The organism is Epilithonimonas sp. UC225_85, assembly GCF_042695135.1.
GTDB lineage: Bacteria > Bacteroidota > Bacteroidia > Flavobacteriales > Weeksellaceae > Epilithonimonas.
In genome coordinates this window covers 717,350-731,942 of sequence record NZ_CP170547.1, presented here as the reverse complement: position 1 = coordinate 731,942, position 14,593 = coordinate 717,350, and the positions used below count along the sequence as shown (strand labels likewise).

Annotated in this window: 13 protein-coding genes; 2 read left to right on the top strand and 11 right to left on the bottom strand. The window is 35.9% G+C overall.

Annotation, left to right across the window (positions count from 1 at the left end):
* Positions 1 to 81: 81 nt before the first annotated feature.
* From ACFJGY_RS03500 to ACFJGY_RS03450, 11 genes are all read right to left on the bottom strand, one after another.
* A complete protein-coding gene (locus ACFJGY_RS03500; protein WP_379968180.1) occupies positions 82 to 2,592 on the bottom strand; it encodes a polysaccharide biosynthesis tyrosine autokinase in 2,511 nt (836 codons plus the stop codon).
* Positions 2,592 to 3,461, bottom strand: coding sequence for a polysaccharide biosynthesis/export family protein (locus ACFJGY_RS03495; protein ID WP_379968178.1), 870 nt, complete (start codon positions 3,459 to 3,461; stop codon positions 2,592 to 2,594). The genes ACFJGY_RS03500 and ACFJGY_RS03495 overlap by 1 nt, the downstream gene beginning before the upstream one ends.
* A gap of 30 nt (positions 3,462 to 3,491) precedes the next feature.
* Complete coding sequence (locus ACFJGY_RS03490; RefSeq protein ID WP_379968176.1) at positions 3,492 to 4,598, bottom strand: glycosyltransferase family 4 protein; 1,107 nt, start codon at positions 4,596 to 4,598, stop codon at positions 3,492 to 3,494.
* Positions 4,599 to 4,620: 22 nt separating this feature from the next.
* Entirely contained in the window at positions 4,621 to 5,634 is a 1,014-nt protein-coding gene (locus tag ACFJGY_RS03485; protein WP_379968174.1) for a glycosyltransferase family 2 protein, read from the bottom strand.
* 65 nt (positions 5,635 to 5,699) lie between these two features.
* A complete protein-coding gene (locus tag ACFJGY_RS03480) occupies positions 5,700 to 6,770 on the bottom strand; it encodes a formimidoylglutamase (RefSeq protein ID WP_379968172.1) in 1,071 nt (356 codons plus the stop codon).
* Between the two features lie 55 nt (positions 6,771 to 6,825).
* Positions 6,826 to 7,950 (bottom strand): EpsG family protein, encoded by a 1,125-nt coding sequence (locus ACFJGY_RS03475; RefSeq protein ID WP_379968170.1) that lies wholly within the window; start codon positions 7,948 to 7,950, stop codon positions 6,826 to 6,828.
* 72 nt (positions 7,951 to 8,022) lie between these two features.
* On the bottom strand, positions 8,023 to 9,507 hold the full coding sequence (locus ACFJGY_RS03470; RefSeq protein ID WP_379968168.1) for a hypothetical protein: 1,485 nt from the start codon (positions 9,505 to 9,507) through the stop codon (positions 8,023 to 8,025).
* Positions 9,508 to 9,673: 166 nt separating this feature from the next.
* The gene (locus ACFJGY_RS03465) at positions 9,674 to 10,708 is read right to left on the bottom strand and encodes a glycosyltransferase (RefSeq protein WP_379968166.1); all 1,035 of its coding nucleotides are present in this window, start codon (positions 10,706 to 10,708) and stop codon (positions 9,674 to 9,676) included.
* 103 nt (positions 10,709 to 10,811) lie between these two features.
* Positions 10,812 to 10,964 (bottom strand): hypothetical protein, encoded by a 153-nt coding sequence (locus tag ACFJGY_RS03460; protein WP_379968164.1) that lies wholly within the window; start codon positions 10,962 to 10,964, stop codon positions 10,812 to 10,814.
* Between the two features lie 274 nt (positions 10,965 to 11,238).
* On the bottom strand, positions 11,239 to 12,096 hold the full coding sequence (locus tag ACFJGY_RS03455; protein WP_379968162.1) for a glycoside hydrolase family protein: 858 nt from the start codon (positions 12,094 to 12,096) through the stop codon (positions 11,239 to 11,241).
* A complete protein-coding gene (locus ACFJGY_RS03450) occupies positions 11,991 to 12,323 on the bottom strand; it encodes a hypothetical protein (RefSeq protein ID WP_379968160.1) in 333 nt (110 codons plus the stop codon). The genes ACFJGY_RS03455 and ACFJGY_RS03450 overlap by 106 nt, the downstream gene beginning before the upstream one ends.
* Positions 12,324 to 12,486: 163 nt before the next feature.
* On the opposite strand from ACFJGY_RS03450, the gene ACFJGY_RS03445 reads away from it, so the two are divergent.
* Complete coding sequence (locus ACFJGY_RS03445) at positions 12,487 to 13,041, top strand: DUF7010 family protein (RefSeq protein WP_379968158.1); 555 nt, start codon at positions 12,487 to 12,489, stop codon at positions 13,039 to 13,041.
* A gap of 951 nt (positions 13,042 to 13,992) precedes the next feature.
* Positions 13,993 to 14,547, top strand: a complete 555-nt coding sequence (locus tag ACFJGY_RS03440) for an SMI1/KNR4 family protein (RefSeq protein WP_379968156.1) — start codon at positions 13,993 to 13,995, stop codon at positions 14,545 to 14,547.
* Positions 14,548 to 14,593 lie beyond the last annotated feature (46 nt).

The following is a 14,593-nucleotide window of genomic DNA, read 5'->3' as shown; positions in this document are numbered from 1 at the left end:
AAAAAATATAATTTATTGTTATAAAAACGAACATATTATCAAAATAGTCTTTAAAATAAAAAAAAGCCTTAATAAAGGCTCTTATTTTTTATTAAAAAACATTTTCAGTTTATTCCTGATTTTGATAATTGTCGGCTCTTTATAATTTTTGTCTTCATCAAAATATCCATATCCGTAGCCGTAACCATAACCGTAGCCATAGCCGTACCCATAGCCGTAGCCATAACCTTGCTTAACACTGAAATCATTGTAAACCAATCCCAGATTTGCAACTTCTTTTTTGAAGTATTTTTCTGCAATCATCCTCAACATATGTTTTTCTGTATATTCGTGCCGCACTACATATATTGTGGTATCCGCTTTCTTGATTAGTTCAAATGAATCTGCAACCAAACCAACCGGCGGAGAATCTATAATAACATACTCATAGATTTCTTTCAGTCTTTCTATAAATTTCATGTTATTATCACTCATCAATAGTTCTGAGGGATTTGGCGGAATCGGACCAGATGTAATAACATCTAATCCCGGAATACCGGTTTGGTTGATGATCTCTTCCAATTCTACCTGTCCGGTAAGATAATTAGAAATCCCATTCTTATTATTGATTTTAAAATCACCGAAAATTTTAGGTTTTCTAAGATCCATCCCTAATAAAACAGCTTTTTTGCCGCTAAGTCCTAAAACGGATGCAATATTGATAGAAACGTAGGTTTTTCCTTCACCACTGATCGAAGAGGTTACCAAGATCACCTTACTGTTTTGTTCTTCATCAAATAAGAAACGGAGATTAGCCCGTATTGCTCTAAAGGCCTCTGATATTGAAGATTTCGGCTCCTCAATAACCGTTAGATTACTGTCATAATTGTTATGCCCTATCACTCCCAATAACGGAATTCTGGTGGCTGACAATAATTCTTTAATATTTCTAATTTTATTATCGAGCAATTCTCCCAGTACCAAAAACAAAAGCGGGATAAGCAATAGTCCCCCGATTATCTGCATTTTAGTAGCATTAACGTCCGGTGCAATAGGACTTTGTCCTAAATTCTTTGCCTTATCAATAATATTAAGATTACTTTGGTTGGTTGCGACACGCATTTGTGACTTAGCTTGCTCGCTTAACAATGTGTTATAAGTATTTTCTATAATATTATAACCACGTTGGGCATCTAAAAAAATCCTTTGTTTTTCTGGCAATGTTACCAGTTCCTTATCTATTTTACCAATCTCCCCGTTAAGATCTGTAAGTTTGTTATAATAACCTTGGAAATATTTTTTAAGACCACCTTGTGAAGTAGATTTTGCTTCGTTTATCAACCTGTTGATCTCTCGCATTGGCTCAGAGTTGGGTGTGTAGATCTGCGCCATTTCTCTTCGCTTCGCATAAAGCTGCTTCAATTCTGAAACCGAAGCGTTGAAAGTTCCATCTTCTATCCCCGCAAGATTTAAGCTGATGATTTTCTCGACACTGTTTGTATTGACAGAATTTTTTATTTCATCCAACGAACTGATTTTCATAACCAGTTCTGCTTTTTGAGTTTCCAACTCATCCAGTTTTGCAAGCGTTTTGGAGTCGATATTTTCCATATCGAAAAGGCGGTTGTTAATCTTCAAATTATTAAGAACGGTGCCACTAGAGTCAAGTTTTTTTCTGATCTTAATGAGATTTTCATTAAGATATTCTACAGTATTCTGATCGACTGTATTCTGGTCTATCAATCTCTTTTTAATCAATTCCTGTACAGAATTATTCAGGAAATTAACCGTTCCATTAAGGTTATATCCTGTCTTGCTAATAACCATAATAGAGGAAAGTTCTTTGTCAAAATCAACAAACAAACTACCAATAATACTGTTCACCGCCTGATTTACAGGAATCAGTGTAACCATAATATTTTCCAGTTGCAAGTTGCTGGGTGTAGGGTTGGGAACCAACCTAAACTTCAGATTAGGCGTTTCATACCACTCGTTAACTTTCAGAATCCTATTTTTTGGTCTAGGATATGAAGCTACAGATTCAACAGATTCAGTATTATAATTGTACAGATTATTAGATTGTCCTTCCTCCGGCAAGACAATTTCATATTTGTTACTTCCTTTCGGAAAAATATTAATAGGATAATTAACCTGCTGCAGATGATTTTTATCGATTTCAAGAAAAACAGGGCTGTCTTCCTGATCCAGATAAGTTGTTTTGATTAGACCTTTTGTTGTATAGTTGGTATTAAGATTTAACTTTTTAACCAAATATTCATTATGACTTCTTGAGAGTAAGATTTTTTTCAGATAAACACCATCCTGATTTCCGCCTTGTCCCCAGATGAAATTAATAGATTGATTAGGAGTAAAGTAGCTAGACGTATTGTTTGATATACTTAATGATAAACTGGATGAGTAAATTCTCTGTGCATAATATTTACTATAAACGTATGAAATACAATATCCTAAAAACCCCAGAATCACAAACCAGTACCAGTTTTTAAGAACTCTCTGCACAAAATGAACAGGATCAAACAAATTGAAGGAACCCATTTTTTCAGCATTTTGAGCTGTATCTTGTGTACTGTTTGTGTTTTTATCAGGAATCATTATAGTCTCGTAATAATTAAATAAATAGACATTACCGTTGTAATCAAGGAAACCCCGGTCGTTAAAGTCTGAAGCGGCTCTTTTCCGAATCCGTTAATGCTTTTCTTGTTGGTATTCAGATAGATGATGTCTCCATTTTGCAGCCAGTAATAAGGTGAGTTCATGGCATCTTCTCTTGTCAAATCAAGTTTTGCTGTTTTGATACCTTCCGGATACTTCCTGTGTATAGTAATACTTTTTCTGTCAACAGTACGGTTCAGACCACCGTTCATAGCGATGGCTTGCATGATATTGAGCTGGGTAACATAGGCCACTTTTTCTCCAGTAACGCCTACACTTTCCATATCACCTAAGACGTAGTATCTTATTCCATCCAGATTAAGTCTTGCTTCAGCTTTGCCTTGTAAAAAATTTTCATTCACCCGTGTCTGGATTTCTTTGGTCATATCTTCTACGGTTCTGCCTTCTGCTTTTACATATCCGATTCCGAATATGTTAACATCACCGTTAGAGTCTACCTTTAAGCCATTAAAATAAAACGTTGGATTACCACCGGTGCCACCTCCCGCCGTTGAGCCGCCCCCACTTGCTCCGGCAGATTGAGAACCTCCGCTTCCGCCTGATGCAGCAGCATTTAAGGTTGAATAAAACTGAGCCGCATCTCCTTTTGGAGTGGTAACTACATTTAGACTCAGGATGTCACCTTTTGTGATCCTGTATTCCGGGACATTGTAAGGAACCAAGCCTTCCTCATTGATTGCTAGGCTCTCACTAGGCTGTAAGTATCTGATATCTTTTTGCGAGATGCAAGAAGACATTCCAAATAAAATGAGAAGTAAAAATATGTTAAATAAATAACGGTTTTTCATTAATGTTTTTTTTGCAAAAGTATAACTATTTTAATCTTTTTTGAACCTCAATAATAATATTGGCAGATAGGCTCCTAAAAAACCTAACGCCATAATAATAATCAGCAGTTTATTGACTCCCAAATGTCTCAAGAAATAAGCAACTGCAATAATTAAAAGAAAATATATTATGATATAAGCTGTAGACCGTTTATGAGTCAATCCGAGATTCAGTAATTTGTGGTGGATATGGTTTTTATCCGCAGAAAAAATCGATTTTCCGTAATAGACTCTGGTAATAATGACAGTTAAAGTATCGATAATCGGTAAAATCAAAATAGCAACTGCTATTACAGGTGCACTTTGAAGATGATAGAAAACATCATCTTTTTTAGCTATAAAAATATCTATAAATGAAATTCCTGTAAAAGCCAAAAGAAAGCCCAATATCATAGATCCGGTGTCTCCCATAAAGATCTTGCTGCTTCTTTTATTAGAAAGATTATAAATCAAAAATCCTAATGACGCCGCTATCAGAATTGCACATAGAATTACCAAAGGATCATTATGACTGCCTAATCTGAAAAAACTAATACCGAACAACGCACTCGTAATTATTGTGTAGCTACCTGCTAGTCCATCTATTCCGTCAATTAAATTAAAAGCATTAATTAAAATAATAAATGTCATAATACTAACTAAAATACTGATATAATAATTGATCTCATAAACCCCGAAAACGCCAAAAAGGCTCCTGATTCTTACATCTGAACCAATTACCATCAATGCTGAAACAAGAATCTGTGCAACCAATTTTTTATAGGCTCTGAGGACCATAATATCATCCATTACCCCGACAAAAAACAGAATAATAAACGAAGCAAACAAAAATTTGTATCGGTCAAACAGCTCGTATGCAAAGATCGGGGCACAAACGCCTAATGAGAAAAAGACAGCAATACCTCCTAAATTAGGGATTTTTCTGAGGTGAGAGCTTCTGGCACCAGGCTCATCCATCAGATTTTTCCTTCTGGATATTTTTATAATTGTGGGAATAGCGAGATAAGTAATCAGAAATGAAAAAGCAAATCCCAGAAACATCTTGAAATAGAAAAAAGATATCCCGTAACTTTCTAGAAAAACTTGGAAATTATTCATTTGTGTTTGATTTTTCTGGATTTCAATTTCTGCTTATTAATCTCCGGATAAGACCTCTAAAACCGAAAAAGTACAAGAGGTAATATGATTTTTTTTTCAATGGCAAAGATAGCAGATAATTTTTACCAAACCGATTAAATTGTAAGATTTCTTTGGTTTTTAAACTTTTAGTTGAGACAAAATCATCTAAAACCTGTGACATTTTGTAAAAATCAGAATCTTTTTTCACAAATGCCAAATAGGCCAAAAAAGTATAAACGCCTTCCAGAATTTGAAAGTTTTTTAAAGCTTCCTTATGCTGAGAGAATCTGCTTTTATTAAAATAAGTTTCTACAGTTTCCACAGCCTTCAGAATATCAAGGCCATTCATCGTATGGCTTTTGCTAATAGAATCCTGTCTTTCAAGATATTGATAATGGAAGTTAGGCGTAAATACCAGAATATTACAATCGAGCAAAATCTGAGGAATCAGTTCGATATCCTCAAAATGAATTCCCTTTTTGAATCTTTTTTCAGAGAAAAGTTCTCTCCGGAAAAGCTTGTTGCAGGCAAAATACGAAATATCAGAAAAAACGGACAGATGATCTTCCAGAATAATTTTCTCTTGGAAACCGGGCAGCTGGGTTAGTTTCTGAGTGACACTACCGTCCTCATTCACTTTCTGAAGATTACAGATCGCCATTTCCGCATTATGCTTTTCAGCCAGGTTATACATTTCTTCAAACATTGTTTCAGAAACATAGTCATCACTGTCAACAAAACCTAGATATTCACCTCTGGCCCTGTCGATACCGAAATTTCGCGCATCGCTGAGACCACCGTTTTCCTTAACAAAACCAAAAATTTTATCCGGATATTTATTTTGAAAATCCTCAATAATTGACTGGGACTTATCCGTACTCCCATCATTTACAACCAGAATTTCGATTTCCTTCAAAGTCTGTTTCACTAATGACAACAGACATTTTTCCAGATATAATTCAACATTATAAACCGGAACGATGATGGAGACTTTCATATCAGAATGTTGACTCATTTGTGTTTTTTATAGCAAAGACGCAATTTTTTTGATCTAAATAATCTTTGCAAATATAATTCCTATTAATTTCTTGTAAATCTTGGACTCAGAAATCCTTTTTTAGCTTCGTCAAAATCTGATCGCGAGCAGGGGATGCAATTATCAATATTCTCATCCTCGCCAAAATACCAAAGATTACTGAAAACATCTCTTTTGAAAGCGTATTGCTCGTCATTAACCAAAACAAAAAATGTTTCAAAAGACTTTTCTTTCGGATGAGATCTTTGGATATTGATGCCTTCTATCAGATACCAGATCATCTGTGCCAAAAGCTGATGATTAAGCTGTGAATCAGAATAGATATTATAATTGAAAATTCCTACGGACTTGAGTTTTTCGCCAAGTCCGATTTCTTTCATATACGCACAGACTTCTCTTTTATTAAGTCCATTGACCTGAGGATTGATGGAAAACGGCTCAGCAAAACTTTCGACAGCATCGCAATTGATCGTTACCAGGTCGGCTTTTCGGAAATAAGGTTCGGTTTTCTCCGTAGAGTTCATCATCTCGGCCAACCGGATAATATCGAACTGGACTTCTTTTATCAATTTGACAGAGTCTGATTCATTCAGATGCTTCTGATATCCAAGATGGTGATAATTTTTGATGGAGAAATTTTTGGAGCCCAATATTTTGCTCAGGAAATTTGACTCGTGGATCTCCTCATCCTGTTTCAGAGAAACCACATTGCTGATCTGTGTATAACTGATGTCTTTCTGATGAAAACTGAGTGCAGAAAAAAGAGAGAATGCAAAATCATTGCTCCCTCCAATAATTACCGGAATGGCATTTTTGTAATGACAGGCCGATAGAACTTCCTGCAGAATATAATGGGAATCTTGTGGCGTCCTACCGGAAACCAAATCGCCAAGATCCACAACCGGAATGTCAAAATCCAATTGCGATAGTTTGTAAAACTCTTTTCTGATCTGAGTAAAATTCTGGCTTTCCGCATCGCCGCCGGCACCTCTGTAATCTGATAAAAAAAGCAAGACAATGCTATCTTCCTTGATATCATTGATGATCTTGTCTCCGATTTGCCAAGATTCTGTTTTGATTTTTCTTGGCGAAATAATAAAATCTTCGAAGTTCATTGATTCTATTTTTATAATGACTGATAAAAGTATTGTATTTTTTTCACTATTGCATCTAATTGCTCCAAAGGTAATTCTTATATCTTTCCGGAGTAAAACTTCCTGCATTACCTTGATATTGAGCAAACACAAAATAATAAAAAATCATAAAGCATACAAAAAACATGTGAATGCCTCTTTTGTATGAGTCCGATAATGAGGCTGCAATATTAGGAATAACAATATAAGAAAATGTAGTATATACCCCTACCAATCTGGTTGCAAATACGGGATTATCTCGGAAAATAAAATAGCAGCATATACCAACCACCAGGATATTCCGCATATATTCATAATAATAAATTTTTTGGCAGGCCTGTTTATCAAACGCTATTAGTAGAATGCTATACACGGTTATTAATCCATCCATAAAAGTCGATGCCTTGTCCTCATAGCTCACATAACCAGTGAAACCGTTCGAAACATCCTGAGGAGACAGACTTTCTAAAAATCCTGAGAAAAAATTATATATGTGAAACGGTGATAGCAATACACAGAATATAATCAAATAAAATATCTTATTGGAGTTAAGCGGGATTTTCACGAGCCAAAATGCAGGCAAAAATAAAACCGTGGACTTATGAAAGCCAAAAGCGATGTACATACACAGCAGATAGTACCAAAGATTTCGTTTTTTAATAAACTGATAAGCAACAAAACACATGACCATTCCCATTGCCTGTCTCATGTGTCCGTTGTCTGTAGTAAAATATACGGGAATAAAAAACAGTAATGTCGAAAAAACAGGATAGATGGAATTTTTATATAGTGAAGTTAATCGTAAAGAGATTGTAAAAATGGAGGCAATCAATGTAAAAATATAGAAAGGGGCATTAAAAAAAAATACGATTCTGCTTATCAATACATATCCCCATTCTATCTCCAGTGTCGATTTTTTCAGCAGCATCTTGTTCCATACCTCAGAAAGATCAATACTGGGAAAACTCACATAATACATAGTTCTGTAAATAGGGTAATCGGCTCCCGCATAATTTCTAAGACCTCCAAATATAACTAACAGAAAACCTATGATCCATAGTGCTATTTTTTTCTTTTCTAATGTCTGGTCGTACACTTCCCAGAAGCTTGCCAGGATCAATAGAACAAAAATTACCGTGAATGCAGGATGAAGAATTACCATTTAAAAAATCTTAATCTGATTTGTGTGTCTGTGAAAATATATTAAAACTGAAAATTAAACCACTATTCGTAATTATCTTGTATTTTTTCTCAAATATAAAATATAATCTCTACCAGAAGGTTTTAATTTATAAATCTTATCCAATATCGCATTACTTCCCTGCAGGTGATCCCGGATCCTAAATGACTTTAGCTCTGCATAATTCGCCTTATAATAAGATGAATCGGCAGATAAGTAAAGATTTTTATAAGACAAAAGATACTTTGGTTTTCTGTGTTTTACTGTATTCAGCCAGTAATTTTTCCTGTCTTTTATGATTTCCGTCTGTACTTCTTTATCGACTAATCCAACTTCATCAATCGCCTTAAGATGCGAAAAATACGGAACATACCCGGCCGGCTCCAGAAAGATCCATTGGTTTTTATCCTTTTCGTAAGAATCCAGGAACAGGCCTATGCTTCTTCTGTAATTCCATTCTCCGTTTCCGGTGGCAATGGAATGTATCGTTTGAAACGCCATTAAAGGTAATATAAAAACTAGAATCAATGAGGTGAGCCAAAGGTATTTTCTTTTTTCCTTTTCCAAAACATACAAAAGTACAGGAACAAAAAGAAGAATCTGAGGAATCCAGTAATACCAGTCAAAGTAGCTTCTCTGTGACAGGAAAATGATCTGTTTTACCCAGCCGTACAGAAATATGATGATTAGAAAAAAAATTCTCCCATTCTTTTTTCTCATCAGGAGAGTAAATGCTATAACCTCTATCAATAATATAAAAATGGTTACCGGATTGGTTGTCCCTGGTACCTTCAGCATTCCCCAGAAGTTTCCATAGTTCGCTATAAATGCAGAAACTTTTTCACCAAAAGAAAAAACTTTTTCATACGCCAGTTTTTTTGCCAGGATCGTATTATTTATTATTTCGTGGAAATAAAACCAATTAAAAGACAGTAGAATTAATACACCGGCAATACAGCCGAAGAAATAAGCCCATCTTAGTTTCTTATTTTTGATGGTGTCGACAATAAAAACAATTCCTAAAAAAATAACCGTATCTATTCTGGTGAATAATATCAGAATAGGGAACAAGATCAATGCCCACTTTTTTTGTTTATAAAAACCTAAATACAACAAACCCATTTCCAGAAAAAACAGAACGCCGTATTCCATTCCCAGAATCGAAATTTTAATGGCGGGTGGCAGAAGCCCGAATAATATGATAAAAATACTTTGCTGTAAGGGATCTTTTAAAACCAGCTTTGAAAGGAAAAAACTCCCGATAGTGAATAAGACCGAATTAAATATTAGTAGAGGATAAATAAAATTCTCTTTGCCAAACAGAAGATTGAAAAAATAAGAGATGAAAACATATAAATGAGTGGTAGAAGCCGAGATCTTTGTATTCCCATTGAAGCCAATTACACCATAATCCATAAGGTTTTGTGCAACCCGCCATGTAATGAATGCATCCTCCTGTATGTGGTGGGTAAGCAGGAAAAGCATTTTAAACAGAACTACAAAAAAAACAGAAAACAAAGGGTACTTATATTGTTTCATCTAAGGGTGTTTTTCAATCTGCAAACATACAAATTTAATAATGAAAGCCTTGAGATTGCACTTATTTTTATTTCCGGGAACAACACTCAAAGCTTGCATAACAGCTTAAGAATACACTTTTTTTTTATGATCTTAAAGAGAATGATTATGAGAATATTTTGTAAAATTAATGAGCGACATTTTCCAGCAGAGATATCCATTGATTAATAATGACACCCTTTTTCCATTTTAAGGATTCTTCGTACGAACTTGTCGATATTTTTTTCAGAAGCGCCGGATCATTTAAAACAAGCGTTAATTTCTCCTTGAATTTTTCTTTGTCATGCAAAGGAATCAGGAACCCATTGTTTTTATTAATTATTTCTGAAGGACCGGTCGGGCAGTCATAGCTGATGAGCGTATTCCCGCAGAACATCGCTTCGATCAAAGTTGTCGGAAGACCTTCTACTAATGAAGTCATGCAATATATCTTTGATTTTCTGAACATTTCTATCATCTGTTCAGAAGCTACCGAGCCTAAGAATTTTATTCTTTTAATCCCCAGATCTTCAGCGTATGTTTTTAGAAAACCAGACTCCCGCCCATCTCCTGCTACAGCAATGCTCCATTCTGAAGGTAAGTTGATTTCGCTGATAATTTCCAAAAATCCTTTTACGTTTTTTTCCGGATCCAGCCTGCTTGCCAAAAGAATAAGGTTTTCTTTTTTGTCAAAATCGAATTTTTCATTTTCATATTGGTCGCCTATAATATTGGTGATTTTGGAAACATCAACTTCTTTTTCTTGATAATAGTCCATCGCCTCACTGGTTAAGCAGATCACTCTATTCAGATGTCTGTATCTGCTTCTTAACAATTTGAAAAACACCAGACCTCCTGTTTTATGATTGATGTGTTCCCACGCTATTGTTTTAGATGCCGCATCCGTAAATGTAAGATAGGTAGAGAGTTTGTACCAACAGGTAATGATCTGATCATATTGTTGATGATTATTCTTGATCCAATCTTTTAAAACAAAAAAACACCCCAAGTCGTAGGCATAAAAAACGGCATTGTTGAGCTTACCTCTTAAAATTGATTTTTTCTTTAATTTTTCCGCAGTTCTGTAATATGGCGTATCAAACGAGTCGAGGTATATTTTTTTAATTCTTTTATCAATCGGGAAATAATCAGCATGTTCACGCATCAAAAAAAGAATAGACACTTCATAACCTTTATCTGTAAGTTCTGTGGAGATATTTGCAATGGCTTTGGAGATGCCGTTTTGTTTAATATTCTGATAATAAACAAAAAGAATTTTTTTTTCATCATTGCTTATGATTATAACTGAAAACTCCTAACGATGCACTATTAAAAGCAGTCGGGATTCCTGATAAACTTGTCTTAAATTTGATAATTGGTTTTTGCCCATATAGAAAAAGGGCACAGAACTCCAGAACTGTTGTGTAAATTTTCATCATTTATTGTTTTTGCAAATGTACAGCAAAATAATATGATTGTAAACCTTACGTTCTCAACACTTAACTGTGGAAAGCTGGTCTTTAACGCTCCTTTTTTTTAGACATTTACTTTCAATGGGTAAACCTCCATTTGAAACCACACCCTAGCCCTGATGGTAGAGGAAATTCTTTTTGCTTAACTACGCAAACCTCATCGGCAGAACGTGCCGCAAAAAAAGATTGACTACGTCGAACCACTTCGTTAGGTTTGCAACGGACAGCAGGTTCCCGGCTCCTAATTAATGATTTCGAAGACAAAGGTAGTTGAGGTCTCGAACGCACCACCCTGCGTGGCTCCGAATAGAAACTGAGGCTTTTTTCCATCCTTACTCATCAAAAGCATCGGGCGCTCCAGCCTTCCGAACCGTTTCAGGTGTTTCGGCGGATCGGGCTCGGTGATGTAGTGTTTCATTTCCAAATAAGCGATCTCCGGTTTTGTCCATTTCAGTCCGTCTTTTGTGGTCATGTGCAAGCCATATTCCTGATTGAAAAATCCCATATCACGCGACACCATATTATATTTCCCGTTCTGTTTCCAGACAAAAGCATCTTCCAGCTGGACATTATTTGGTAAGGATGAAAAATCGATTACGGGATTTTGGGAGACTTTGGTGTAAGGTCCCATTGGCGAATCTGCCTTTGCGAGGCCATATTTCCGGTTGCCACGGATCGGGCCTTTCTGGGTTTCATACTCGTGGGTGTTCCATGATTTGTAGAACAGCCAATATTTGCCGTCGTTTCCTTTTACGAAAGCGGGATTTGTGGTGCAATGGTCGTCCCAGGCGCCTTCTTTCCCTGGAAGAAGCAAGGGCTGTTCCGGTCTTGCCCACTCGCCATCCAGACTTTTGGAAGTCGCCAGTCCGATTCTTTTGGTATTGGTTTTCCCATTGGCATTGCCCATAAAGAAAAGTAAATACTGACCTTCAACTTTTTTAATTAATGGATTATGACAAGTGGTGGCATCCCAAAACCCTTCACCTCTTGGAGTCAGAATAACTTGCTTGTGCTGAAACTCTGAGAAAGGCGAATCCGCTTCTGCCCTGCAGATTTCGGAGCCATTGAGCCAGCCGCCCATTCCTTTTTCTTTTTCCACCGGGAGTAGAACAGATGGACTTTCCCGTCATCGCCCCAAATCGGGGAACTGCACCAGATGTAGTAACCTTCCAGAGAAAACTGCCTCCCGATGGGTTTCAAATTGAAAAAAGGCTTATCCGAGAAATCAAATGCTTTGGTAAATGATGAGCAAAAAACCACGGCTGCAACTGCTAAACCTGAGGTCTGTAAAAAATCTTTGCGGGTGAAGTGTTTGGATGAACTCATTTTGATTTGATTTTCAGCTAAGTTAATGGATGCCTGATTAATTAGTGTCCTGCGGTTTGGGGTTTGATTATAAACGGTATGACATCTCGACTGCCGGTTGGAGATCGTAGTATAATTGTTATATTTATGATATTATTAATGAAAGTCTCAAATTAATTTAAACATGATGACAGAAAATCAAAGAACGCTTGAGCAGCAAAAAGAAGAATTCAGGCAAAAGAAACTTTTGGCTTCTCCGATTGCAGGCTTGATTGCCTGGCTGGCAGTAGCAGTTTCAGGACTCTTTTTTCCCGATAAGATAACGGTCTGGGTTTTATTTATTGCAACAGGTTCTATCGTTTATTTGGCTATGGGCATTTCAAAACTGACCGGCGAAGACTATCTGGACAAAAGCAAACCAAAAAATACGTTTGACCGTCTGTTCTTTCTTACGGTAGCGCAATCGGTTCTGGTCTATTCAATTGCAATTCCGTTTTTTATGGAAGACTACACTTCCCTTCCTTTAACGGTAGGTATTTTGACCGGACTGATGTGGCTTCCGCTAAGCTGGATCATAGACCATTGGGTTGGGATATTTCATTCATTGGTGAGGACGGTTTCAATCTTGGCGCTTTGGTATTTGTTTCCTTCGGATAGATTTGTTTTAATTCCCATAGCGATTGTGATCATTTATGCTGTGTCCATTGTGATTTTGAATAACAGGAAGATTAATATTTAGAAACACAAGTCCGCTAACCATCACTACCCTTTCCCTTTATTTACCTTAAGATACTACATCAAGCATTGCACCAGCAAAATAGACAAATGTTATCCCTTCCTACGCTTGCGGTGAAGCATCCCAGAGCGTTTTTCAAGCTCTCTATAATACCTTTTGACATTAAAAACCATCTATAATACCACTTTAGTACTCTGTAATGCTACTCTGGTAATCTGTAATACTACTCCAGTACTCTGTAATACTACTCCGGTAATCTGTAACACTACTCCGGCAATCTGTAATACTACTCGGGTAATCTGTAACACTACTTGGCTAATCTGTAATACTACTCCGGTAATCTATAACACCACTTCGGTTACCTAGCATTATATTATCCTCCAGTAAAACACAAGTCAGTGTTATAAGGAATAAATGCGGGAATCCTGTATCTTTCCAAAGCAGCATTGTTTTACGACTGGTGTGAGTTCGGTGCAGATATCATTTCATTACAGAAATGTAAAAGACTGGTTTGTGAGTGTTTGGTGGGTTGGGAATTGTGGGTGTATATTTGGGATGTTAATAATTTGAAACAAACTTCGCTAATCAATCTGATTTTGAGTATTTATGCAAAAATTTACCGATTACTATTTTCGTGATAAACATCCACAGGAAAAATTGGAAAATATTTTTCCTGTATCAGAAAGAGCTTTTTCTTCATGAATCGTGTACATTCAGATATCAAAATTCAGGATGGTGCATTAAATATTATTGGAATTCTTGATATATTAGAATCACTAGAATATCATTAGGATAACTTTTGAACCTGAGACTGATCATGAAATAATTGTAGCCGAAATATACAGTTTTCTTGAAAAAATAGTTAAAAACATTACATAACAGTGCACAGCTGCGCAAAGTCTACCGATGTCGTGGATTGCAATCCGTGAAGTTGAATTATTCAATAAATAAAACATGACCAAGAAAGAATACAATAAGCTAGACAATTCATTGGAAAGTTTTGAGCTTATTAAACAAAAAAGCGAAGCACATTGGCTTAAAAAAGAACTTGATGTGTGCTGGGGATATCAAATTCAAAAAGGTACAACCTGGCGAAAAGGACTATCTGAAAAAGAATTGGAAGATTTTCAAAACTTAATAAACATAAAGTTTCCCCAAAGTCTGAAAAATTTTTATCTCACTATGAACGGCTTGGATAAACTTGGAATTAATGTGAACGGTGGAGAAGAAAAACCGACATTCTATCCGACATTTTATTCATATCCTGAAGATATAGCAATAATTAAAGAACAAATTGAAATTGCATTTTCATATAATTCACAAGAACTGGCAAAAAACACAAAAATATTCCCATATTTTGGTCATAGATTTTTAGATTTTACTGAGAATGAAAAAGTACTATCAATCTATTATGATGATATAATCTATTGGTCGGAAAACTTAGCGAAAGGTATAGCGAAAGACATTTTCCCCACGCTGGCTAGTGCGAGCGTCACGCTCGTACCTTAAACAGAACAAGCAAGATGCTTGCGCCAGCTACGTTTCTAATATACAA